This is a genomic window from Streptomyces sp. NPDC048436 (genome assembly GCF_043200355.1).
Classification (GTDB): domain Bacteria; phylum Actinomycetota; class Actinomycetes; order Streptomycetales; family Streptomycetaceae; genus Streptomyces.
The window spans coordinates 204,460-225,804 of the sequence record NZ_JBICXP010000012.1 but is presented as its reverse complement, the minus strand read 5'-3'; the positions used below and the strand labels follow the sequence as shown (position 1 = coordinate 225,804).

Genomic DNA, 21,345 nt, shown 5'->3' with positions numbered 1-21,345 from the left:
GTCCCTGGGGGTACTCGGAGTGGCCTGGGTGTCCCCGGAGTGCTTCCGGGGTGGCCGCGCGGCGCTTGCGAGGCGTTCGGTGGGTCCTTGAGCATCCCCGGGATGCCCCGATTGGTGCACTTGTGCCATGGTTGGTGGGGATTTTCGATTACGGGGGTTCGTCAGCTTTGGAGGATGCATGTACGTCGTGAAGAGCCCTCTGTCGGACGCGGATCTGAAGACGGTCTCGGACGCCCTGCAAGGGGCACTCGTGGATCTCGTCGACCTCTCCCTGGTCGCAAAGCAGATTCACTGGAACGTGGTCGGGACGCGCTTCCGCTCGGTTCATCTGCAGCTCGACGAGGTCGTGGACACGGCACGGCTGCACTCCGACACGGTGGCGGAGCGGGCCTCGACGCTCGGTGTCTCGCCCGACGGGCGGGCGGCGACGGTGGCGCGGAGCAGCGGTATCGGCGCGGTCCCCGAGGGCTGGGTCAAGGACGCGGACGCGGTGGGGACGCTCGTGGACGCGCTCGGTGCGGTGATCACGCGGATGCGGGAGCGGGTCGAGGCGACCGGCGAGGCGGATCCGGTGAGCCAGGACATCTTCATCCAGATCACCGCTGATCTGGAGAAGCATCACTGGATGTTCCAGGCGGAGAACGGCTGAGGCTGAGCGGGGCTGCTGGGAGCGGGGCGCTGAGGGCTGGGCGCCGGGAGCTGGGCGCTGGGAGCTGAGCGCTGGGCGCGCGTCGGGCCTCTGTTGATCCGGGGGGCCTCCGTGCCCCGTGTGCGCCGTGGTGCGCCCTCCCGCCGGGTGGCGGAGGGCGTCTAGCGTCGAGCGCGTCGTGAGGCGTCGGGCGCGAGGCGTTCAGGCGCGAGGCGTCAAGGGTGAGGCGTCGGGCGTGAGGCGTAGGGCATCGGACCTCGGGTGGAGGTGGTGGCCGTGGCATGGAGGGTCGTGCGGTGGGCGCCGGCTCTGGCGCTCGGTGTGCTCTGGTGGTGGGGTGTGCTGAGGCTGGCCCTCGCGCCTGACGCGGGGGTCCTGGAGGGCGCCGTCGCTGCCGGGGGGTGGGGACTGAGTCTGCTGCCCGTGCACTGCGTGCCGAAGTCCCGGGCGGCCGGGGCCGCGTTCTGGTCCCGGGAGCGGGCCGCGCGGAGCGGACGGACCGGGGAGACCGGAGGGACTGGGCGGAGCGGCTGGACCGGGCGGCCGGATGGTGCGTCGTGGTGGCGCGGCGAACGTATGGGCGAGAACGCCGTCGGCCCTGTCACCCGCGCCTTTACCAAGGCATGGCGACGCCGCCGTTCGGGCGGAGGATCTGACCCGTCGTGAAGGCGGAGGCGTCGGATGCCAGGTGCAGTACGGCGTGAGCGATGTCCTCCGGTTCGCCGACGCGGCGCAGGGGGGACATGCGGACCATGAGCGCCTCGGTGTGCGCCTGGGCGTCGGTGTCGTGGCGGTCGGTCATGGGGGTGCGGATCCAGCCGGGCGCGACGGCGTTCACGCGGATGCCGTGCGGGCCCACCTCGGTGGCGAGGGTCTTCGTGAGCTGGACGACGGCGGCCTTCGCCGCGCCGTAGCAGAGGAGGCCGGGGCCGCCGGTGTCCACGGCGCCCGAGGCCATGGTGATGATGCTGCCCCGCGGACGTACGTCGCCGGGGCCTTCGGTGTTCGCCGCGATCATGGCGCGGGCCGCGGCCTGGCAGGCGTACAGAACGCCCTTGAAGTTGATGCTCAGGACCCGGTCCAGGTCCTCGTCACGGGTCTCCAGGACCGGGCTGCTGTGCATGATCCCGGCGATGGCGGCCATGACGTCCAGGCGGCCGTTGGGCGAGGACGCGATGGCCGTGGTGACGGCTTGGTCGACCTGGGCCCTGTCGGACACGTCCAGGGGGTGGATGTGCGCGGTGCCGCCCGTGGCCTTGATGAGCGTGGCCGTCTCGTGGAGTCCCTGGGTGTCACGGTCGGCGCAGTGGACGGTGGCGCCCGCTTCCGCGAGGAGTACGGCCGAGGCCCGGCCGATTCCGCTGGCGGCGCCGGTGACGAATGCGGTCCGTCCGGTGAGGTCGTACGCCGTGAGGGGCATGACGGGACGGTACGACTGGATCTGACGGTGCGTCAACTGGCGTGCGCGGCTCGGGCCTTCAGGGGGTAGGGCCCTGCTGGCAGTCGGGGCACCAGTAGGTGGGGCGGCTGCGGGAGCCGTCGCCCTGCTCGGCTGTGCGGATGGGGGTGCCGCAGCGCAGGCAGGGTCGGGGCGCGCGGCCGTAGACGTACAGGCGTTGGCTGGGGCGGGCGCGGGTTGGGTTTGTGCCCGTGGAGAGGGGCCTTGGGGTGAGGCGGCCCGTGGTGGTGCGGTCCGGGCGGTCGCGGTTGGCCTCCAGGAGGCTTTTGGCGAGGGCGGGGAGGCGGGAGGCCGTCTCGGCGGGGAGCTCGCCGACGGGGAGCCAGGGGGTGGCGCCCAGGAGGAAACAGACCTCGCTCTTGTAGATGTTGCCGATGCCCGCGAGATTGCGCTGGTCCAGTAGGGCCTCACCGAGGGGGCGCTCGGGGGTCGCGAGGAGGTTGCGCAGGGCTTGCTCGGGGTCCCAGTCGGGGCCGAGGAGGTCGGGACCGAGGTGGCCCACGGCCTTGTGCTCCTCGGCGGTGCGCAGGAGTTCGAGCACAGGCAGGCGGTACCCCACGGCTGTGCGCTCGGCGGTGCCGAGGATCGCCCTGATCTGGTGCCCGGGGCCGCCTCTCCAGCGCTCACCGGGGGCGTACACCTTCCAGGAGCCGTCCATCCTGAGGTGGGAGTGCAGCGTGAGCCCACCCTCGAAGCGGGTCAGGAGGTGCTTGCCGCGGGCGGTGACGTCCAGGACGGTGCGTCCGGTGAGGTCGACCGTGGCGAGTTTCGGTACGCGGAGGTCGGAGCGCGTGACCGTATGCCCGGCGAGCGCTGCGTGCAGGCGCCGGGCTGCCTGGTGGACTGTGTCACCTTCGGGCATGGATCCAGGGTGGCATGTGTGCGGGGGCGCGGGTTCGGGCTCGGCCTGGTGGCGGGGGCTGGAGTCGTTACGCGCGCAGGCGTAGGCCCCGTGGGGTGGCGTGGAAGCCTGCTCCTTCCAGGAGGGGGGCGAAGGGGGAGGTCAGGGCGGACGCGCCGTTGATGCGTTCGACCGTGACCGTGCCGAGTGAGCCCGCACGGGCCGCGCCGGCCAAAGCCTCGGCAGCCGCGTGCAGACGGGCGTCATCGGTGGCCGGGGTGTCGTCCTGGGACGTGGGCCAGGCCAGCAGGCTCTTGCCGCCGCGCTCCATGTAGAGGGTCAGCTCGCCGTCGACGAGGACGACCAGGGAGCCGGCCTTGCGGCCGGGCTTGTGACCCACGTCGGTGGGCGGATCGGGCCAGGGCAGCGCGGCGCCGTAGGCGTTGGCCGGGTCGGCGGCGGCCAGGACGAGGGCCTGGGTGTCCGAGGTGGGGCGCGTGGAGTAGCTCATGGCGGGCGGTGCGCTGTCCGTGCGGTCACGGGCGTTGGCCGCAGCGCGCAGCCGGTCCACCGCGCCGTCCATCGCGAACTGGGCGGCGCCGAGCCCCTCGACGACGTAGCCGCGCCGCGCCTGGCCGCTGTCCTCGAAGGCCGACAGGACGCGGTACGTCGCCGAGAAGCCGCCTTGGACCCCCTCGGCCGCGACCGCGCCACGGGTCACCACGCCGTGCCGGTCCAGGAGGGTGCGCGCCAGGGCGTGGGCGCGCAGGGTCGGGTCGGGTTCCTGGGCGGGGAGCAGCGACCAGCGGCCCGCGACGGTCGGCGGTCCCGTACGCGACGTGGGGCGGGCGGCGCCGGTCAGCGTGCCGTAGCGTCCGCGCGGGATCGTGCGCTTGGCGCGGTGGGCCGTGGAGCCCGCGGTGCGGCCCGATCCGAGGAGCGAGCGCATCGGGGCGAGCGTGTCGTTCGTGAGCCGCCCGGACCAGGCCAGGTCCCAGATCGTGTCGGCCAGTTGGGGGTCGGCGGCCTCGGGGTGGGTCGTGGCGCGGACCTGGTCCGCGATCTGCCGGAAGAACAGGCCGTACCCCCCGGAGAGGGTGTCCAGGACGGACTGGTGGAGCGCGGTGAGTTCCAGGGGGTGTGGCGGTGGCAGGAGGAGGGGCGCGGCGTCGGCCAGATACAGGGAGACCCAGCCGTCCTTACCCGGCAGGGATCCGGCGCCGGCCCACACCACCTCTCCGGCGGCGGTGAGTTCGTCGAGCATCGCCGGTGCGTAGCCGGAGACGCGGGAGGGCAGGACGAGCTTTTCGAGCGCGGACGCGGGCACCGTCGCCCCCTGCAACTGCTCGATGGCGCGCACCAGTCCGTCCATGCCCCGCAGGCCGTGCCCGCTCAAGTGCTGCCACTGGGGCAGGAACTGGGCGAGCGCGGCGGGCGGCACCGGCTCCAGCTCGTGCCTCAGGGCGGCAAGGGAGCGGCGGCGCAGCCGGCGCAGGACGGCCGCGTCGCACCACTCCTGGCCGATGCCCGCCGGATGGAACTCTCCTTGTACGACACGTCCGTTGGCTGCCAGGCGCTGCAAGGCCCCCTCGGTGACCGCGGCGCCGAGGCCGAAGCGGGCCGCCGCCGTCGCCGAGGTGAACGGGCCGTGCGTGCGCGCATACCGCCCGATGAGGTCACCGAGAGGGTCCTTGACCGGCTCGGTGAATGCCTCGGGGACGCCGACCGGCAGCGCCGTGCCCAGCGCGTCGCGCAGGCGGCCCGCGTCCTCGATCGCCGCCCAGTGGTCGGCTCCGGCGATCCGGACGCTGATCGCGCGGCGTGCGGACGCCAGCTCCCGCGCCCATCCAGGCTCGGCGCCGCGCTCGGCCAGCTCGCCGTCGGTGAGGGGTCCGAGGAGACGCAGCAGGTCGGCGACGCCTTCGGCGTCCTTGACGCGGCGGTCCTCTGTGCGCCACTGGAGTTCCTGCTCCAGTTCCGCGAGGACGTCGGCGTCAAGGAGCTCGCGCAGCTCGGCCTGGCCGAGGAGCTCGGAGAGCAGCCGGGAGTCCAGGGAGAGGGCCGCCGCCCGGCGCTCGGCGAGCGGTGAGTCACCCTCGTACAAGAACTGCGCCACGTATCCGAACAGGAGCGAGCGCGCGAACGGGGACGGCTCCGGTGTGGTGACTTCCACGAGCCGGACCTTGCGGGACTCGATGTCGCCCATCAGTTCCGTGAGACCCGGGACATCGAAGACGTCCTGGAGGCACTCCCTGATCGCTTCCAGGACGATGGGGAACGACCCGAACTCACTGGCCACCTGGAGCAGTTGCGCGGCGCGCTGGCGCTGCTGCCACAGGGGTGTGCGCTTTCCGGGGCTGCGGCGCGGCAGCAGCAACGCGCGGGCGGCGCATTCGCGGAAGCGCGAGGCGAACAGGGCCGAGCCGCCCACCTGGTCGGTGACGATCTGATTGACCTCGCCCTTGTCGAAGACGACGTCCCCGGCCCCTACGGGCGCCTGCTCGGCGTCGTACTCCGCGTGCTGTTGCGCGGGCTCCTGGTCGAACAGGTCGAGGCCCATCACGTCGGCGTCCGGCAGGCGCAGCACGATGCCGTCGTCGGCGTGCATGACCTGGGCGTCCATGCCGTACCGCTCGGTGAGCCGGGAGGCCAGGGCCAGGGCCCAGGGGGCGTGCACCTGCGCGCCGAAGGGGGAGTGCACCACGACCCGCCAGTCCCCCAGCTCGTCGCGGAACCGCTCGACCACGATCGTGCGGTCGTCCGGGATGTGGCCGCAGGCCTCACGCTGCTCGGCGAGATACGTCAGGACGTTGTCGGCCGCCCAGTCGTCGAGGCCCGCGGCGAGCAGACGCACGCGCGCGTCGTCGCGGGACAGCGAACCGACCTCCCGGAGGAACGCGCCCACCGCACGGCCCAGTTCGAGCGGGCGGCCCAGCTGGTCGCCCTTCCAGAAGGGGAGCCTTCCTGGGACGCCGGGGGCGGGGGAGACGAGCACGCGGTCGCGCGTGATGTCCTCGATGCGCCAGGAACTCGTGCCGAGCGTGAAGACGTCACCGATCCGGGATTCGTACACCATCTCCTCGTCGAGTTCTCCGACGCGGCCGCCGCCCTTCTTGGGGTCGGCGCCGGCGAGGAAGACCCCGAAGAGGCCGCGGTCGGGGATCGTGCCCCCGGAGGTGACGGCGAGGCGCTGCGCGCCCGGTCTCCCGGTGACCGTGCCCGCGATGCGGTCCCAGACCACCCGGGGGCGCAGCTCCGCGAAGGCGTCCGACGGATAGCGGCCCGCGAGCATGTCCAGGACGGCCGTGAACGCCGACTCGGGGAGCGAGGCGAAGGAGGCGGCCCTGCGGACCAGCGCCAGCAGGTCATCGGCCTGCCACGTGTCGAGGGAGACCATCGCCACGAGCTGCTGGGCCAGGACGTCCAGCGGGTTGGCCGGGATGCGCAGCGACTCGATGGAACCCGTGCGCATCCGCTCGGTGACCACGGCGGCCTGCACCAGATCCCCGCGGTACTTGGGGAAGACGACGCCGGTGGAGACCGCGCCCACCTGGTGGCCCGCACGCCCGACCCGCTGCAGTCCGGACGCCACGGAGGGCGGTGACTCGACCTGGATCACCAGGTCGACCGCGCCCATGTCGATGCCCAGCTCCAGGCTGGACGTCGCGACGACGGCCGGCAGGCGGCCCGCCTTGAGGTCCTCCTCGACGAGCGCCCGCTGCTCCTTGGACACCGAGCCGTGGTGGGCCCGTGCGAGCACCGGCGGGGCGCCCTTGGCGGCGCCCGACTGGGCCATCATCTCCGCAGGGGAGTGTTCCTCCGGAAGGGGCTCGCCCGTCGCGCGTTCGTACGCGATTTCGTTGAGCCGGTTGCACAGGCGCTCGGCGAGGCGCCGGGAGTTGGCGAACACGATCGTCGAGCGGTGTGCCTGGACGAGGTCGGTGATGCGCTCCTCGACGTGCGGCCAGATCGAGGGACGCTCCGCTGCCTGATCGGAGTCGGCGACCGGGGAACCGCCCAGCTCCCCGAGGTCCTCGACCGGCACGACCACCGACAGGTCGAACTCCTTGCCGGACCGCGGCTGGACGATCTCCACCCTGCGCTGCGGGGACAGATAGCGCGCCACCTCGTCCACCGGACGGACCGTCGCCGAAAGGCCGATACGGCGGGCGGGCCTGGGCAGCAGCTCGTCGAGCCGCTCAAGGGAGAGGGCGAGATGGGCGCCGCGCTTGGTGCTCGCGACCGCGTGCACCTCGTCCAGGATCACCGTCTCGATGCCCGTCAGCGCGTCCCGCGCGGCGGATGTGAGCATCAGGAAGAGCGACTCAGGGGTGGTGATCAGGATGTCCGGCGGGCGCGTGGACAGCGAGCGGCGCTCGGCGGGCGGGGTGTCGCCCGAGCGGATACCGACGCGCACCTCGGGCTCGGGGAGGCCCAGGCGCACGGACTCCTGGCGGATGCCGGTCAGCGGGCTGCGCAGATTGCGCTCGACGTCGACCGCGAGGGCTTTCAGGGGTGACACGTACAGCACCCGGCAGCGCTTCTTGGGATCGGCGGGCGGTGGCGTCGAGGCCAGCTGGTCCAGGGCGGCGAGGAACGCGGCCAGCGTCTTTCCGGAGCCGGTCGGCGCGACGACCAGCACGTCCGAGCCCTCACCGATCGCCTTCCACGCCCCGGCCTGGGCGGAGGTGGGCGCGGAGAAGGCCCCCGTGAACCAGCTGCGGGTGGCGGGGGAGAACCCATCAAGGGCGCTGCGGGCACTGGATGCGGACCTGACCATGACCCCATCGTGCACCCCGCCACTGACAACGGCCCCGACCTGCGGAGAAGGGCTCGCGTGGCTTGCGGAAAACGGCTTGCGCCGCTGCCGCAGAATGGGCGTATGGGAGGTTCGGCCGAACAGGCGAGGCACTGGCGGTACGCGGAGCTGCCCGGGGTCGACCTGCTGCGGGCGCACTACATCAGCAAGACGTTCGTCCGGCACACCCACGAGCACTACGTGATCGCGGCGGTCACCGAGGGCGTCGACGTCTTCCGCCACGGCGGAGCCGACCAGCACGCCGGGCCCGGAACCCTCGCCCTGATCAACCCCGACACCCCGCACACGGGCCGGGCCGGCGCGCCCGAGGGGTGGCGGTACGCGGCGGTCTATCCGTCGCCGGAACTCGTCGCCGACATCGCGGCCGAGACGACAAGCATCCGCGGCACTCCCGGCTTCGTCCGTCCGGTGCTCCACGATCCGTACGCCGTCAACCTCGTCCACCGGGTGCTGTGTGCCGCGGAGGAGGGCAACGCGCTCGCCGCCGATACCTTGTTGCGGGTGGCCGTGACCAGGCTGCTGCGGTTGAACGGCGGGCCCGTTCCGCAGCGCGCGGTGCGCACGGCAGGAGCCAGGGTCGCGGCACGCGCGCGTGCCGTCCTCGAGGAGCGGCTCGCCGACCCGCCGAGCCTGGAGCGGCTCGCCGCCGGTCTCGGAGTCGGCTCCTTCGGCCTGCTGCGGGCCTTCCGTGACGCGTACGGGATGCCTCCGCACGCGTGGCTCACCGACGCGCGTGTGCGCGCCGCACGACGACTCCTGGACGCGGGAACGACGCCCGCCGAAGCGGCCGTCGCCGTGGGCTTCACCGACCAGCCCCACCTGAACCGGCACTTCACGCGAATTGTCGGGGTGCCTCCGGGGGCGTACCAGCGCGAGCGCAAGAACGTACAAGACGGGGCATCGGACCTGCTCCTACCGTCCGGCGTGTGGCAGAACAGACGACCCCCGCAGACATGACCGCCGACGGTCCGGCTCCAGGAGGCTCCGGGTCCGGCGATGACACTCCGAAGAAGCCCGATTCCGCCGTCGTCCGCGACGCCCTCGGAGTGGGCATCGCCGTCGGACTCTCCGGTTTCGCGTTCGGAGTGACCTCGGCGGGCAGCGGCCTCACCGTCCTGCAGACGTGCGCGCTCAGCCTGCTCGTCTTCACCGGTGCCTCGCAGTTCGCGCTGGTCGGCGCGCTCGCGGGCGGCGGCAACCCGTTCACCGCGGCGGCCGGGGCCTTCTTCCTCGGCGTACGCAACGCGTTCTACGGGCTGCGCCTTTCGCAGCTCCTCGCCCTCCCGCGCGCGGTGCGGCCGTTCGCCGCGCACTGGGTCATCGACGAGACCACCGCCGTCTCGCTCGCGCAGCCCACGCGGCGCGCCGCCCGCATCGGGTTCACCGTGACGGGGGTCAGCCTCTACGTGCTGTGGAACCTCACCACGCTCTTGGGGGCGCTCGGCGCAGAGGCGATCGGCGACACCGACGCGTGGGGCCTTGACGCCGCGGGACCCGCCGTCTTCCTCGCCCTGCTCGCGCCGATGCTGCGTACGACTACGGAGCGGGCCGTCGCGGCGATCGCGGTCCTCCTGGGGCTCGGCCTGCTGCCGGTGCTGCCCGCGGGAGTACCGGTCCTGGTGGCCGCGCTCGCCGCGCCGGCCGTGCTCTACGTAGAGGGCCGCAGAGCCGCCACGAAGGACGCCGCACGCTCCGACGCCGCCAGGAAGGAAGACCGTTGAACATCTGGATCGCCATCGGCGTGACCTTCGTCGGCTGCTACCTCGTCAAGCTCGCAGGCCTGCTGGTGCCCGTGGGCGCCCTGGAGCGCCCGCTCGTCAAACGCCTGGCCGCCCTGTTGCCCGTGGCGCTGCTCGCCGCCCTGACGGCCCAGCAGGCCTTCGCCGACGGGCGGGTCCTGGAGCTCGACGCCAAGGCCGTGGGGCTCGCGGCGGCGGCCGTCGCGCTGCTGCTGCGTGCCCCGTTCCTGGTCGTCATCGGAGCGGCCGTGGTCGTCACCGCGGGGATAAGGGCCCTGACAGGCTGACCTCGGGTCACCCGCCGATGGACCGTCCGTACGCCCTCAGCGTGCGCAGCGCCTCGATGGTGACGATCGGGCGCGCTTCGAGGGCGGTGCCCGGCGCCCACTGCCTCCAGCGGACGGGCCAGCCGCCGTCCTCCTGCTGCTCCTGTTCGAGGTGGTCCAAGGAGCGTGCCATCTCCTCATCCGTGAACCACGCGCGCGCGAGCGACTCGGGTGCCTTCGCGTAGTCGTACGCGAAGTGGTGCTCACCCGGTGCGTAGCCGGACGCCACGGGGTACGCGTCGAGCCGCCCGGGGTCGAGCGCCACAAGGCGCTGCTCTCGCGCGAGCCTGCCCAGCCGGTCGGCGGCCGCCTCCGCGCGCGGGCGGTCGGGCGCGCCGTCCAGGAAGGCGACGGCCGCCTGGATCTCGTACGGGTGTGACTTCTCCAAGGACTCCACGGCGGACCAGCAGAAATCCGTGGCCCGGAACAGCCACGCGTGCCAGACCTCATTGCGATGCAGCAGGCCCACCACGGGGCCGGTGGCGAGGAGTTCGCTCGGTGGATCGTCCACGACGGGCACGAACGGCGCCGACGGATAGCCGCGCTGGCTGGGGTGGACGGCCGGAAGGGCGCCGTCGGGCGTGGACACCGAAGTCAGGTAGCGCCCCACGCGCTCCACCCGCCGGCCGCCGCAGCGCCGGATCGAGTCCAGGACGCGCAGCGCGTGCCCGGTGTGCAGGGGCTGGCTGACGGGGCCGCGCAGATCCGGCTCGAGCGCGTGGCCGTACCCGCCGTCCTCGTTGCCGTACGCGGCCAGTGCGGTCTCGACCGCGTCGGCGGCCTCGGTCGCGCCGGCGCCGCCCGCGCCGCTCAGGAAGTGGTACGCGAACCGCCGCTGCTCAAGGACGCGCGCGGTGAGCCAGACGAAGTGCTCGGCGCGCGCGACCGGCGAGAGCGCGGCGTGCGGGGATGCTCCGGTTTCGGCCATGGACAGACGGTAGGCCGGAAAGCGCCTTCGGTAAGCCCCCTGGGGCCGGCTGCACTCTCTAGGGCGCGATACTTGAGGCATGCGGTTGACGGTGTTCTGGGAACGTATGGCGGACCATTTCGGAGCGGGGTACGCCGACTCCTTCGCTCGCGATCATGTGATGGCGGAGCTCGGTGGGCGCACGGTCCATCAGGCGCTGGACGCGGGCTTGGACGCCAAGGACGTCTGGCGCGCGGTGTGCGCGGCGATGGACGTACCGGCCGAAAGGCGCTGACGGCCGACACTTCGTCGCCCATCGAGGTCTGTCCCGCGCGCTGGTGAGCCCGAACATGCGGGGGTGGCGGGCCCGAATGTCGGTGGCGTGGGCGAGACTGACACCGTGGCATCGACAGACGAGACCGCGCAGGTCACTCAGGACGCAGCTCCGCTCGGCACGACGCCGCCCGCACAGCCCCCGGCCGGGGCCGAGGCCGGGCGGGCCGCCAGTATGCCGCGCTGGCTGCCGCGCGCCATGGTGCTGGCCCTCGCGCTCATCGCCTGTTTCCAGCTGGGCAGTTGGGCCTTCCACCAGCTGACCGGGCTGCTGATCAACATCCTGATCGCCTTCTTCCTGGCGCTCGCGGTCGAGCCCGCGGTGAGCTGGATGGCCGCACGAGGGCTGCGCAGGGGCTTCGCCACCTTCCTGGTCTTCCTCGGCGTCCTGATCGTGAGCGCGGGCTTCATCACGCTCATGGGATCGATGCTCGCGGGCCAGATCGTGGACATGGTCGAGGACTTCCCCGACTACCTCGACAAGGTCATCAGCTGGATCAACCAGACGTTCCACACGGAGCTCTCCCGGGTCGAGATCCAGGACAGCCTGGTCCACTCGGACTGGCTGCAGAAGTACGTGCAGAACAGCGCCAGCGGCGTCCTGGACGTGTCGGCGCAGGTCCTAGGGGGCCTCTTCCAGCTCCTGACGGTCCTGTTGTTCTCGTTCTACTTCGCGGCCGACGGACCGCGGCTGCGGCGCGCGCTCTGCTCCGTGCTGCCGCCCGCCCGCCAGGCCGAGGTGCTCCGCGCCTGGGAGATCGCGGTCAACAAGACCGGCGGCTATCTCTACTCGCGCGGTCTGATGGCGCTGATCTCCGGAGTGGCGCACTACATCCTGCTGCAGGTGCTCGGCGTGCCGTACGCGCCCGTGCTCGCGGTGTGGGTGGGCCTGGTCTCCCAGTTCATCCCCACCATCGGCACGTATCTGGCGGGCGCGCTGCCGATGCTGATCGCCTTCACGGTCGATCCCTGGTTCGCGCTGTGGGTACTGATCTTCGTAGTGGTCTACCAGCAGTTCGAGAACTACGTACTGCAGCCCAAACTCACCGCCAAGAGCGTGGACATCCACCCGGCCGTGGCCTTCGGGTCGGTCATCGCGGGTACGGCACTCCTCGGCGCGGTCGGTGCCCTGATCTCCATCCCGGCGGTCGCGACGCTGCAGGCCTTCCTGGGGGCGTACGTGAAGCGGTACGACGTCACGGACGACCCGCGGGTCCACGGGCACCGGCGCAGGGGCGGAGCGTCCCTCCTGGCGCGTGCGCGGCATGCTCTGGGCGGGCCGAACCACCCGGAGGCGGCGTCACAGGTGGAGCGGGAGCGGATGACGGGCTCGGGCGAAGGTCCGGGATCGGGCTCAGCCTCGGGGTCGGATTCGGGGCCGGCTTCTGGCGCCAGTCCTGATTCAGGGTCCGGTTCGGGCCCGGGCGAGCGTCAGTAGGTGACGAGGGCCCAGGCGCCGGCGCCGAGAACGGCCACTACGTAGCAGCCGACCGCCGCCGTCATCACCCGCTCTCTGGTGGGCTCGCTCCAAGAGAGGACGGCGAAGCCGGACCGGAGCGCGAGCGGCATCCCGGTGGGGCCGCCCGGCCGGTGCCGGAAGGAAGCGATCGCGAACGCCGACAGCAGGACGACCAGGATTCCGCCGCCCACCGCGAGGGACATCGACACCGCGGAGTCGAAGCCGGTCTCCATGTTGAGATGCGAGGGCACCCGCCGCCACGCCTGAAGCGTGATCCCGCCGACCTCAAGCACGCAGTCCGCGGCGAAGAGGACGAGGAGCGCGGTCCGGAGGCCGGCCCCCATGCGCAGATACGACGTCACCCACACGACCGCGATCAGCGTCAGACCGAAGGAGAGCCCGAAGGTGACGGGCTTGCGCCAGGAGACAGGCCCTTCCCACGGACCGCCGTCGACAGCGAAGACCAGCAGGTGCGCGAGGCCCGAGAGGATCAGGACGCCGCCGGTCGCGTAGCTGACGCGCTCGGCAGGACGCGCGGAGCGCCACAGGGCGCTGGACGAGCTCATCGGGCGACTTCTCATGAGGGTGAGCCTGGTGGGAAGCCGCCGGTCAGTCGTCGTCCGGCCGGAGGCACCCGGCGTACGCCTGGGGGAGTAGCCACGGGTGCGGGGCGCGGCACGGAGGGCCGGAAGGCCGATGTGTGCTCGGCGGACCGGCCGGTTCCGTACGACGGACCGGTCCGTTCCGTACTCTCGGTGGAGCCGCGTGGTGCGCTTGACACCAAAATCGAACATCCATTCTCATGGGGTGCCTGGCGGCGTTTTCCCGGGGTTTTCGCGGGGGGATTCCTGGGGCTCCGGCGGATTTCGGCGGGGCCGACGCCTCGAGTTATCCACAGGCCGGACGGGCGCCGGGGCGGATTGTCAGTGGCAGGCGCTAGCGTCATTGACGTGAAGCGATCGACACAAGCAAATCGGGTGGAACCCATGGCAGGAACCGACCGCGAGAAGGCGCTCGAAGCCGCGCTCGCACAAATTGAACGGCAATTCGGCAAGGGCGCAGTGATGCGCATGGGCGAGCGGCCGAACGAACCCATCGAGGTCATCCCCACCGGGTCGACCGCGCTCGACGTCGCGCTCGGCGTCGGCGGCATCCCGCGCGGCCGTGTGGTGGAGGTGTACGGACCGGAAGCCTCCGGTAAGACGACGCTGACGCTGCACGCCGTGGCCAACGCGCAGCGAGCGGGCGGCTCGGTGGCCTTCATCGACGCCGAGCACGCACTCGACCCCGAGTACGCGAAGAAGCTGGGCGTCGACATCGACAACCTGATCCTGTCCCAGCCGGACAACGGCGAGCAGGCTCTGGAGATCGTCGACATGCTGGTCCGCTCCGGCGCACTCGACCTGATCGTCATCGACTCCGTCGCGGCCCTGGTGCCGCGCGCGGAAATCGAGGGCGAGATGGGCGACTCGCACGTGGGCCTGCAGGCCCGCCTGATGAGCCAGGCGCTCCGGAAGATCACCAGCGCGCTCAACCAGTCCAAGACCACCGCGATCTTCATCAACCAGCTCCGCGAGAAGATCGGCGTGATGTTCGGCTCCCCGGAGACCACGACCGGTGGCCGCGCGCTGAAGTTCTACGCATCGGTGCGGCTCGACATCCGCCGTATCGAGACCTTGAAGGACGGCACGGACGCGGTCGGCAACCGCACCCGCGTCAAGGTCGTCAAGAACAAGGTCGCGCCGCCCTTCAAGCAGGCCGAGTTCGACATCCTCTACGGCCATGGCATCAGCCGCGAGGGCGGCCTGATCGACATGGGCGTGGACAACGGCTTCGTCCGCAAGGCGGGCGCCTGGTACACGTACGAGGGCGACCAGCTCGGCCAGGGCAAGGAGAACGCCCGTAACTTCCTGAAGGACAACCCTGATCTCGCCGACGAGATCGAGAAGAAGATCAAGGAGAAGCTGGGCGTCGGCGTGAAGCCGAAGCCGGAGGAGCCGGCCGCCGAGCCGGGCAAGGACGCCGCGGGTGCGACGGGCACGGCCGAGGACGCCGCCAAGACGGTGCCCGCACCGGCGGCCAAGGCCACCAAGCCCAAGGCCGCCGCGGCCAAGAGCTGACCCGTGACGCGGCGAACCGACTGGGCGGAACAGATCGCCCCCGAGCACCACACCGCCCACGCGGGCCAGGGCCTCGCGGACGGTGTGGATCAGGGTGGCGCCGACCAGGGTGGTGACGACGCCGGCTACCGCGGGGGCGGTGGCCGGAGCGGTGGTCGTCGCCGACGGCGTGGCGGCTTCGGCGAAGGCCGAGGCGACGGCTCACAGGACAGCGGCCCCCCTTCCTCGTCGAGGGCCGAGAAGGGGGAACCGCCGGCGGGGGATCCGGGTGAGCGGGCGAGGGCGATCTGCCTGCGCCTGCTCACCGGGACCCCGCGCACGCGCAAACAGCTGGCGGACGCGCTGAGCAAGCGGGACATCCCGGAGGATGTGGCGGACGAGGTGCTGACCCGCTTCGAAGAGGTCGGCCTGATCAATGACGGTGCCTTCGCGGGCGCGTGGGTGGAGTCCCGGCACCACGGCCGGGGCCTGGCCCGACGAGCGCTCGCGCAGGAGCTGCGTACGAAGGGCGTGGACGCCACGCTGATCGAGGAGGCCGTCGGCCAGCTCGACTCGGAGCAGGAAGAGGCGACGGCTCGCGAGCTCGTCGCCCGCAAGCTCCGCTCCACGCGCGGGCTCGACCGCGACAAGCGGCTGCGCCGCCTCGCGGGCATGCTCGCCCGCAAGGGCTATTCGCAAGGCCTGGCACTCCAGATCGTCCGGCAGGCGCTCGAAGACGAGGGCGAGGACACGGAGGACCTGGGATACGACGGGGGATGAACTGACCAGGGCCCTCGCGGGGGTGGGGCCCAGGTCAGGGCCGGGCAGCGCGGTGAGAACCGCAAGCCCGGCCCTTTCGCGTCCCGGGACCCTTTCCCGGGCCCACGAGGCCGCTCCCCGTTCCGGGGTCGTGGAGCATTGGTGTACGTCTCCGTGGTGGCCGTCGCGGCACTGCTCGCCCTCACGGCGACCGCGCTCCCGGGCCGCGTCGCGCTGAAGCCGCGCCCCGTCACGGTGGCGATGGCCAAGGAGTGAGCGGCGGCAGCAAGTAAGAGGCGGTACGCAACGGTGGGCGCCCCTTACCGAATCCCGGTAGGGACGCCCACGCACGCCCACGCACGCGTACAAGGAGCGCCCCCGCGCCTGCCTACTCGGCGACCGCCGCGACCCCCGCGACCGGAAGCCCGGCCGCCTTCCACGCCTGGAATCCACCGACGAGATCGGTCGCGTGCCGCAGCCCCAACTGCCGCAAGGAGACCGCCGCGAGGCTCGACGCGTAGCCCTCGTTGCAGACCACCACGACCCGCAGATCGTGGCTGACGGCCTCCGGGGCGCGGTGGCTGCCCTGCGGGTCCAGGCGCCACTCCAGTTCGTTGCGTTCGACGACAAGGGCGCCGGGGATCAGCCCGTCACGCTCGCGCAGGGCCGCGTACCGGATGTCGACGAGGAGTCCCCCCGCGGCTGCAGTCTCCTGCGCCTCCTCCGGAGTGACCCGGTCGAGGCCGAGCCGCACGCGTTCCAGCAACTCGTCGATGCCTACGGGGTGTTCGGTCACTGCCAGTCCTCCGGGCGCTCCACGGACTCCAGGCGCAGAACGGGCCCCGTACGGCTGTAGCGGCGGATGCGCGGCAGCGGCGGGTAGTAGGCGTGTACGGAGATGGCGTGGTCGGCCGTGGACTCGTTCAGGACCTCATGAACGTGGTTCTGGCCGAAGGCCCGGCCCTTGCCGGCCGTCAACTCCCGTTCACGGTCCACCCCTTCGGACAGCTCCAGGGTCTTCCAGCCGTCGGTGGGCAGCCGGGCGGCGAGGGAGTTCTCCTTGAGGGCGCCGGCAGCGGTGAGGAAGGCACCGACCGATTCGGCATGGTCGTGCCAGCCGGTACCGGTGCCCGGCGGCCAGCCGATCAGCCAGGCTTCGCTGCCGCCCGGCCCTTCGAGGCGCACCCAGGTGCGGCCCTCGGGGTCGAGCGGAAGGGAGGCGATGAGCTCGGGGTCGGCGGCGCTGCGACGTACGAAATCGAGGAGCTCGGCGGCGGTGGGCGCGGAGGCCGCAGTGGAGGCATGCGTGGGAGAAACAGAGGGAGCAGAGGATACGGAGGAAGCGGAGTGAGACACGGGTTCCGTCCTGGAAGTTCGCGGAAGGCGCGCCACGGAGAGGGCGCGCGGGAAAGAAGGCGAATTCAGCAGGACGGACGACACACGCAGCCCGCATAGCGGACGAGGTCCATATGGACCCTCCGCCACAGGCGCACGTCGGTGTCAGTCACGTTTCGGAGTAGACCATGACGCTGCGGACCGGTCAACTCATTCTCACTGTGCGGTCGGCCGGCTCCCGGCGGCCGTGCTCTCGGCCTTCTCCGCGGTGTCCGCGCTGCCCGGCCGCTGCTTCGCCGCCGCTCCGCCGAGGGCCGCCTCTGCGGCCGTATACAGCTCGGCGGGGCGCACCCCGCCGAGCGCGGTGACCAGGTGGCCGTCGGGGCGGATGAGCAGCACCGAGTGCGCGGGCGCCCCCGGGTAGCTCTCGGCGACGAGCAGTTCCGCGGGGTGCGGCAGCGCCGTGACGGCGGCGGCGAGCCGGGGCATGACCCCGGCCGTCACCCAGTGCCGCCGCTCCCACACCACCGTGCCGGGCGCGACGAGCACGACGAGCAGCCGTCCCAGGCCGAGCCGGTCCCGCAGCCGCACGAAGGACCCGTCGGGCGCCGTCACCGGCACGTCGGCGACCGGCGCTCCCAGCTCCGTGCCCACCTCCACCTCGGACTCCGAGGGTCCGGGCGCCAGCGGTGACTCCGCGTACGACGCGGGCGCGCCGAGGGGACCGCGCCCCACGTGGCCGTCGGTGAGGAGTGTGTCGTGGCCGCGGGCCGAGCCGGGCACGTACGAGCGCAGTCCACCGCCACCCCGCAGTATCGGCAGCGACTGGTCGGCGGCGCGCAGGCGTGCGGCGACGCTTGCCCGCCGCTCGGCCTGATAGCTGTCGAGCAGGGAGTCACGCGGGCCGTGGTGCCAGGCGATGGCCAGCTTCCAGGCGAGGTTGTCCGCGTCCCGCAGCCCCTCGTCGAGCCCCTGTGTGCCGAGCGCGCCGAGCAGATGTGCGGCGTCCCCCGCGACGAAGCCACGGCCGACGCGCCACCGGCGGGCCAGGCGGTGGTGGACGGTGTGTACGCCCGTGTCGAGCAGTTCGTACGGCGGTGTCGATCCCTCGCACCAGCCCGCGAGGGTCTCCCGGATGCGCAGGACGAGCGCGTCGGGCGTCACGAACTCGCCGCGTGACGGCAGCAGCCAGTCGAGCCGCCACACCCCACCGGCGAGCGGACGGCCCGTCACTTCGGCGCCGCCGCCGCGCCACGGAGGCATCCGATGCAACAACGCCTCGCCGGGCCTCGGAAGTTCGGTGCGCAGCGCGGCCACGGCGTGTCGCTCGACGGCCGTACGTCCGGGGAAGCGGATGTCGAGAAGCTTGCGCACCGTGGACCGCGGCCCGTCGCAGCCCACCAGATAACTGCCGCGCCACCAGGTTTCCTTGGGCCCGCGGGTGTGGGCGGTGACCCCGCCCGCGTCCTGCTCCACGGAGTCGAGCTTGCTCTCCACCGCGATCTTGACGAGCCGCTCCGTGGCGATGGCTGCCCGCAGGGAACCGGTCAGTACATGCTGGGGCACATGCAGCGGGGCGGGCACATCATCACTGAACGTGAACTCGCGCAGCAGCTGCTTGCGCCGCAGGGACCGCCAGCCGACCCACCGGGAGCCGGACTCCTGGTCCCCGAACGAGTGACCGGCTAGCCGCTCCATGAGGGCCGCGGTGTCCTCCCGCAGAACGACGGTCCTGGCGGGCCGTTGCTCGTCCTTGCCGGGCCCTTCGTCGAGCACGACCGTGGGTACGGAGTGCCGCGCGAGAGCCAGGGCGAGCGTGAGCCCCACGGGGCCCGCGCCGACGACGATCACCGGGTCCACGGTGCGTACCCTCCCGCCGCGAGGGCCCGGGAGCGCTGGAGGTACGTACAGGAACTGGCAGTTGGAGCCCGGTGCACGATCACAGAACGTATGCAACCCACCGCGGGTGCCTGCGTCAAGTTGGAACGCGGCTGGGCGGCGCGGCGAACGTTTTCCGTTGGCCGCACCGCCCAGTGGTCGAGGTGCTGACGGGGCGAGCTGTCCCTATGGGGTCAGCTCCCGCCCCCGGTGTTCTCACCGTGATCCATCCGGATCGTCTTGGGGCCGATCGTCTCCAGGTTCTCGAGCGCCTCCGGGCCCACCACGGCCCCGGTGCTCTTCTTGGACCGCCGCATACGACGCTCGAGCCAGGACGCGAGGCTGGTGAGGATCAGGTTCAGCACGATGAAGATCACCGCGACCACGATGAAGCTGGGGATGACGCTCGCGTAGTACGACGCCGCCGTCTTTCGCGCGCTGAGCAGCTCGGCGAAGCTGAGCATCGCGCCGCCGAGTGCGGTGTCCTTGACGATGACGACGAGCTGGCTGACGAGGGCCGGGAGCATCGCGGTCACCGACTGCGGAAGCAGCACGCTCGTCATCGTCTGACCCTTGCGCAGACCGATCGCCTTGGCGGCCTCTGTCTGCCCCTTGGGCAGCGACAGGATGCCCGCCCGCACGATCTCGGCGAGCACCGAGGCGTTGTAGAGCACCAGGCCCGTGACCACGGCGTACATCGGGCGGCTGTCGACGCTGATGTCGGTGGATGCCGAGTAGAACTGGTTGGCGAAGACCATGAGGAGCAGCACCGGGATCGCCCGGAAGAACTCGACGACCACAGCGGCGGGAACCCTGACCCACCGGTGGTCGGAGAGCCGGGCGATACCGAAGAGCGCTCCCAGCGGAAGGGCGATCACCATGGAAAGGCCCGCGGCCTTCAGCGTGTTCGCGAGTCCGGGCAGCAGATACGTCGTCCATGACTCGGAGTCGGCGAGCCAGGGTTCCCACTTGGCCCAGTCCAGCTGCCCCTTGTCGGACATGGCGCCCCAGGTCCACCAGAATCCCAGGAGCAGGAGGGCGAGGAAGAGCAGGGAGAGAAGGACGTTGCGCCGCTTGGCGCGTGGCCCGGGAGCGTCGTAGAGGACGGAGGTCATCGCTTCACCGCCAGGCGCTTGCCGAGCCATCCGAGTATGAGGCCCGTCGGCAGGGTCAGCACCACGAACCCGAAGGCGAATATCGCGGCGATGAGGAACAACTGTGCCTCATTCTCGAGCATTTCCTTCATCAGTAGTGCCGCTTCGGCCACGCCGATGGCCGCTGCGACCGTGGTGTTCTTGGTCAGGGCGATCAGTACGTTGGTGAGCGGCCCGATCACGGAGCGGAACGCCTGCGGCAGCACGATGAGACCGAGTACCTGGCTGAAGCTCAGCCCGAGGGCGCGTGCGGCCTCCGCCTGGCCCACCGGCACGGTGTTGATGCCGGACCGCACCGCCTCGCACACGAACGCCGCCGTGTAGGCCCCGAGGCCGAGCACCGAGAGACGGAAGGTCATGACGTCGACGTCGTCGGCCGCGCCCAGGGTGATGCCGAAGACGTCGGCGAGCCCGAGCGAGCTGAACACGATGATGACCGTCAGCGGGATGTTCCGCACGATGTTGACGTAGGCGGTGCCGAACCAACGCATGACCGGAACCGGGCTGACCCGCATGGCGGCCAGCAGAGTGCCCCAGACCAAGGAGCCGATGCCTGCGAAGACGGTGAGCTTCACCGTCATCCAGAAGGCCTCGAGCAAGTCGTAGTCTTCAAGAAAGTCGAACACGATCTCCCGCGCTCTCGCATGTGGTGATGGCGAGGTACGCCGCCGCGCTCAGGCGGCGGCGTACCGGCGTGTGCCTGTCAGTGGACCGGCTTCAGGAGCCGCTTCCACGAGGTCACTTGACGATGTCGCCGATCTTCGGGGCGGGCTCGTTCTTGTAGCCGGCCGGGCCGAAGTTCTTCTTGACGGCCTTGTCCCAGGACTTGTCCGAGACCATCTTCTCGAGGGCCTTGTTGATCTTGTCCTTGAGCTTGGTGTCGCCCTTCTTGACGCCGATGCCGTAATTCTCGTTGGTCAGCTTCAGGTGGGCGAGCTTGAACTTGCCCTTGTACTGCTCCTGCGCCGCGTAGCCGGCGAGGATCGAGTCGTCGGTGGTCAGCGCGTCGATGGTGCCGCTGCCAAGGCCGTCGATGCACTCGGAGTAGGTGCTGTTCTGACGCAGCTGGGCCTTCGGCGCGATCTCCTTCTTGACGTTCTGCGCCGAGGTGGAGCCGGTCACCGAGCAGAGCTTCTTGCCGTTGAGGTCAGTGCCCTTGTTGATCTTGTCGTCGGCCCGGACAAGCAGGTCCTGGTGGGCAAGGAGGTACGGGCCCGCGAAGTCGACCTTCTTCTCGCGCTCGTCGTTGATGGAGTACGACGCCGCGATGAACTTGACGTCACCGCGCTGCAGGGCCGTCTCACGGTCGGCGCTGGGGGTTTCCTTCCACTCGATGTCACCGGCCTTGTAGCCGAGCTCCTTGGCGACATAGGTCGCGACATCGACGTCAAAACCGGTGTAACCGTCCGGCGTCTTCAGGCCGATACCCGGCTGGTCGAACTTGATGCCGATGGTGATCTTCTTGCCACCACCGGAGCCCTTGTCATCCTTGTCGTCCGAACCACAGGCGGTGGCGGTGACGGAGAGGGCGAGTACGACGGCGGCTGCCGCGGTGACCTTGCGAACCTTCATGGTGAACATCCTTTGA

Annotated in this window: 20 protein-coding genes; 8 read left to right on the top strand and 12 right to left on the bottom strand. The window is 71.2% G+C overall.

All coding sequences use genetic code 11. From position 1 onward, the window contains the following. Positions 1–178 precede the first annotated feature (178 nt). The gene (locus ACGFX9_RS32410) at positions 179–649 is read left to right on the top strand and encodes a Dps family protein (RefSeq protein WP_393481245.1); all 471 of its coding nucleotides are present in this window, start codon (positions 179–181) and stop codon (positions 647–649) included. A gap of 613 nt (positions 650–1,262) precedes the next feature. Here ACGFX9_RS32410 and ACGFX9_RS32405 read toward each other — a convergent pair. The 3 genes from ACGFX9_RS32405 to ACGFX9_RS32395 all read right to left on the bottom strand — a co-directional run bounded on the left by ACGFX9_RS32405 (position 1,263) and on the right by ACGFX9_RS32395 (position 7,729). Continuing rightward, on the bottom strand, positions 1,263–2,069 hold the full coding sequence (locus tag ACGFX9_RS32405; RefSeq protein ID WP_393481240.1) for an SDR family NAD(P)-dependent oxidoreductase: 807 nt from the start codon (positions 2,067–2,069) through the stop codon (positions 1,263–1,265). A 58-nt stretch (positions 2,070–2,127) separates the two neighbouring features. Continuing rightward, on the bottom strand, positions 2,128–2,970 hold the full coding sequence (locus ACGFX9_RS32400; RefSeq protein WP_393481238.1) for an Fpg/Nei family DNA glycosylase: 843 nt from the start codon (positions 2,968–2,970) through the stop codon (positions 2,128–2,130). Between the two features lie 67 nt (positions 2,971–3,037). Then, positions 3,038–7,729 (bottom strand): ATP-dependent helicase, encoded by a 4,692-nt coding sequence (locus ACGFX9_RS32395; protein WP_393481232.1) that lies wholly within the window; start codon positions 7,727–7,729, stop codon positions 3,038–3,040. Positions 7,730–7,831: 102 nt separating this feature from the next. Here ACGFX9_RS32395 and ACGFX9_RS32390 point away from each other — a divergent pair, with 102 nt between their 5' ends. Genes ACGFX9_RS32390 through ACGFX9_RS32380 form a run of 3 tightly spaced genes read left to right on the top strand, consistent with a single transcriptional unit; the run spans position 7,832 to position 9,794 of the window. After that, positions 7,832–8,725: an AraC family transcriptional regulator gene (locus tag ACGFX9_RS32390; RefSeq protein WP_393481226.1), complete on the top strand. Its 894-nt coding sequence runs from the start codon at positions 7,832–7,834 to the stop codon at positions 8,723–8,725. Further along, the gene (locus tag ACGFX9_RS32385; RefSeq protein ID WP_393481349.1) at positions 8,722–9,489 is read left to right on the top strand and encodes an AzlC family ABC transporter permease; all 768 of its coding nucleotides are present in this window, start codon (positions 8,722–8,724) and stop codon (positions 9,487–9,489) included. Before ACGFX9_RS32390 ends, ACGFX9_RS32385 begins: the two co-directional genes overlap by 4 nt. Continuing rightward, positions 9,486–9,794: an AzlD domain-containing protein gene (locus ACGFX9_RS32380; RefSeq protein ID WP_393481220.1), complete on the top strand. Its 309-nt coding sequence runs from the start codon at positions 9,486–9,488 to the stop codon at positions 9,792–9,794. Before ACGFX9_RS32385 ends, ACGFX9_RS32380 begins: the two co-directional genes overlap by 4 nt. Positions 9,795–9,801: 7 nt before the next feature. Here ACGFX9_RS32380 and ACGFX9_RS32375 read toward each other — a convergent pair whose 3' ends face one another. Beyond that, positions 9,802–10,761 (bottom strand): hypothetical protein, encoded by a 960-nt coding sequence (locus ACGFX9_RS32375; protein ID WP_393481216.1) that lies wholly within the window; start codon positions 10,759–10,761, stop codon positions 9,802–9,804. Positions 10,762–10,840: 79 nt separating this feature from the next. Here ACGFX9_RS32375 and ACGFX9_RS32370 point away from each other — a divergent pair, with 79 nt between their 5' ends. Together ACGFX9_RS32370 and ACGFX9_RS32365 are read left to right on the top strand one after the other, a co-directional pair. After that, positions 10,841–11,035 carry a DUF3046 domain-containing protein gene (locus ACGFX9_RS32370; protein WP_393481212.1) on the top strand — a complete coding sequence of 65 codons (195 nt, stop codon included), beginning with the start codon at positions 10,841–10,843 and terminating at the stop codon, positions 11,033–11,035. A 105-nt stretch (positions 11,036–11,140) separates the two neighbouring features. Beyond that, positions 11,141–12,511, top strand: a complete 1,371-nt coding sequence (locus tag ACGFX9_RS32365) for an AI-2E family transporter (RefSeq protein WP_393481206.1) — start codon at positions 11,141–11,143, stop codon at positions 12,509–12,511. Here the strand turns inward: ACGFX9_RS32365 and ACGFX9_RS32360 are convergent. After that, the gene (locus ACGFX9_RS32360) at positions 12,505–13,098 is read right to left on the bottom strand and encodes a hypothetical protein (RefSeq protein WP_393481203.1); all 594 of its coding nucleotides are present in this window, start codon (positions 13,096–13,098) and stop codon (positions 12,505–12,507) included. The genes ACGFX9_RS32365 and ACGFX9_RS32360 overlap by 7 nt on opposite strands. Before the next feature lie 420 nt (positions 13,099–13,518). On the opposite strand from ACGFX9_RS32360, the gene recA reads away from it, so the two are divergent. Beyond that, entirely contained in the window at positions 13,519–14,652 is a 1,134-nt protein-coding gene (recA, locus tag ACGFX9_RS32355; RefSeq protein WP_393481200.1) for a recombinase RecA, read from the top strand. Positions 14,653–14,655: 3 nt separating this feature from the next. After that, entirely contained in the window at positions 14,656–15,411 is a 756-nt protein-coding gene (recX, locus tag ACGFX9_RS32350; protein WP_393481197.1) for a recombination regulator RecX, read from the top strand. Between the two features lie 367 nt (positions 15,412–15,778). On the opposite strand, the gene ACGFX9_RS32345 is transcribed toward recX, so the two are convergent. The 7 genes from ACGFX9_RS32345 to ACGFX9_RS32315 all read right to left on the bottom strand — a co-directional run bounded on the left by ACGFX9_RS32345 (position 15,779) and on the right by ACGFX9_RS32315 (position 21,329). Then, a complete protein-coding gene (locus ACGFX9_RS32345) occupies positions 15,779–16,186 on the bottom strand; it encodes a rhodanese-like domain-containing protein (RefSeq protein WP_393481194.1) in 408 nt (135 codons plus the stop codon). Continuing rightward, entirely contained in the window at positions 16,183–16,746 is a 564-nt protein-coding gene (locus tag ACGFX9_RS32340; RefSeq protein ID WP_393481187.1) for a cysteine dioxygenase, read from the bottom strand. Before ACGFX9_RS32340 ends, ACGFX9_RS32345 begins: the two co-directional genes overlap by 4 nt. Positions 16,747–16,811: 65 nt before the next feature. Continuing rightward, on the bottom strand, positions 16,812–16,883 hold the full coding sequence (locus ACGFX9_RS32335) for a putative leader peptide (protein ID WP_309544753.1): 72 nt from the start codon (positions 16,881–16,883) through the stop codon (positions 16,812–16,814). A 58-nt stretch (positions 16,884–16,941) separates the two neighbouring features. Then, complete coding sequence (locus tag ACGFX9_RS32330) at positions 16,942–18,585, bottom strand: FAD-dependent monooxygenase (RefSeq protein ID WP_393481182.1); 1,644 nt, start codon at positions 18,583–18,585, stop codon at positions 16,942–16,944. Positions 18,586–18,797: 212 nt separating this feature from the next. After that, on the bottom strand, positions 18,798–19,718 hold the full coding sequence (locus ACGFX9_RS32325) for an amino acid ABC transporter permease (RefSeq protein ID WP_393481176.1): 921 nt from the start codon (positions 19,716–19,718) through the stop codon (positions 18,798–18,800). After that, on the bottom strand, positions 19,715–20,383 hold the full coding sequence (locus ACGFX9_RS32320; RefSeq protein ID WP_393481169.1) for an amino acid ABC transporter permease: 669 nt from the start codon (positions 20,381–20,383) through the stop codon (positions 19,715–19,717). The genes ACGFX9_RS32325 and ACGFX9_RS32320 overlap by 4 nt, the downstream gene beginning before the upstream one ends. Before the next feature lie 112 nt (positions 20,384–20,495). Further along, positions 20,496–21,329, bottom strand: coding sequence for a glutamate ABC transporter substrate-binding protein (locus ACGFX9_RS32315; RefSeq protein WP_393481163.1), 834 nt, complete (start codon positions 21,327–21,329; stop codon positions 20,496–20,498). Between the last annotated feature and the right edge of the window lie 16 nt (positions 21,330–21,345).

Coding starts and splice junctions, on each gene's coding strand:
- ACGFX9_RS32400 (WP_393481238.1), bottom strand. CDS start 2,970: ATGCCCGAAGGTGACACAGTCCACCAGGCAGCCCGGCGCCTGCACGCA.
- recA (WP_393481200.1), top strand. CDS start 13,519: ATGGCAGGAACCGACCGCGAGAAGGCGCTCGAAGCCGCGCTCGCACAA.
- ACGFX9_RS32405 (WP_393481240.1), bottom strand. CDS start 2,069: ATGCCCCTCACGGCGTACGACCTCACCGGACGGACCGCATTCGTCACC.
- ACGFX9_RS32315 (WP_393481163.1), bottom strand. CDS start 21,329: ATGAAGGTTCGCAAGGTCACCGCGGCAGCCGCCGTCGTACTCGCCCTC.
- ACGFX9_RS32375 (WP_393481216.1), bottom strand. CDS start 10,761: ATGGCCGAAACCGGAGCATCCCCGCACGCCGCGCTCTCGCCGGTCGCG.
- ACGFX9_RS32370 (WP_393481212.1), top strand. CDS start 10,841: ATGCGGTTGACGGTGTTCTGGGAACGTATGGCGGACCATTTCGGAGCG.
- ACGFX9_RS32325 (WP_393481176.1), bottom strand. CDS start 19,718: ATGACCTCCGTCCTCTACGACGCTCCCGGGCCACGCGCCAAGCGGCGC.
- ACGFX9_RS32390 (WP_393481226.1), top strand. CDS start 7,832: ATGGGAGGTTCGGCCGAACAGGCGAGGCACTGGCGGTACGCGGAGCTG.
- ACGFX9_RS32410 (WP_393481245.1), top strand. CDS start 179: ATGTACGTCGTGAAGAGCCCTCTGTCGGACGCGGATCTGAAGACGGTC.
- ACGFX9_RS32360 (WP_393481203.1), bottom strand. CDS start 13,098: ATGAGCTCGTCCAGCGCCCTGTGGCGCTCCGCGCGTCCTGCCGAGCGC.
- ACGFX9_RS32395 (WP_393481232.1), bottom strand. CDS start 7,729: ATGGTCAGGTCCGCATCCAGTGCCCGCAGCGCCCTTGATGGGTTCTCC.
- ACGFX9_RS32385 (WP_393481349.1), top strand. CDS start 8,722: ATGACCGCCGACGGTCCGGCTCCAGGAGGCTCCGGGTCCGGCGATGAC.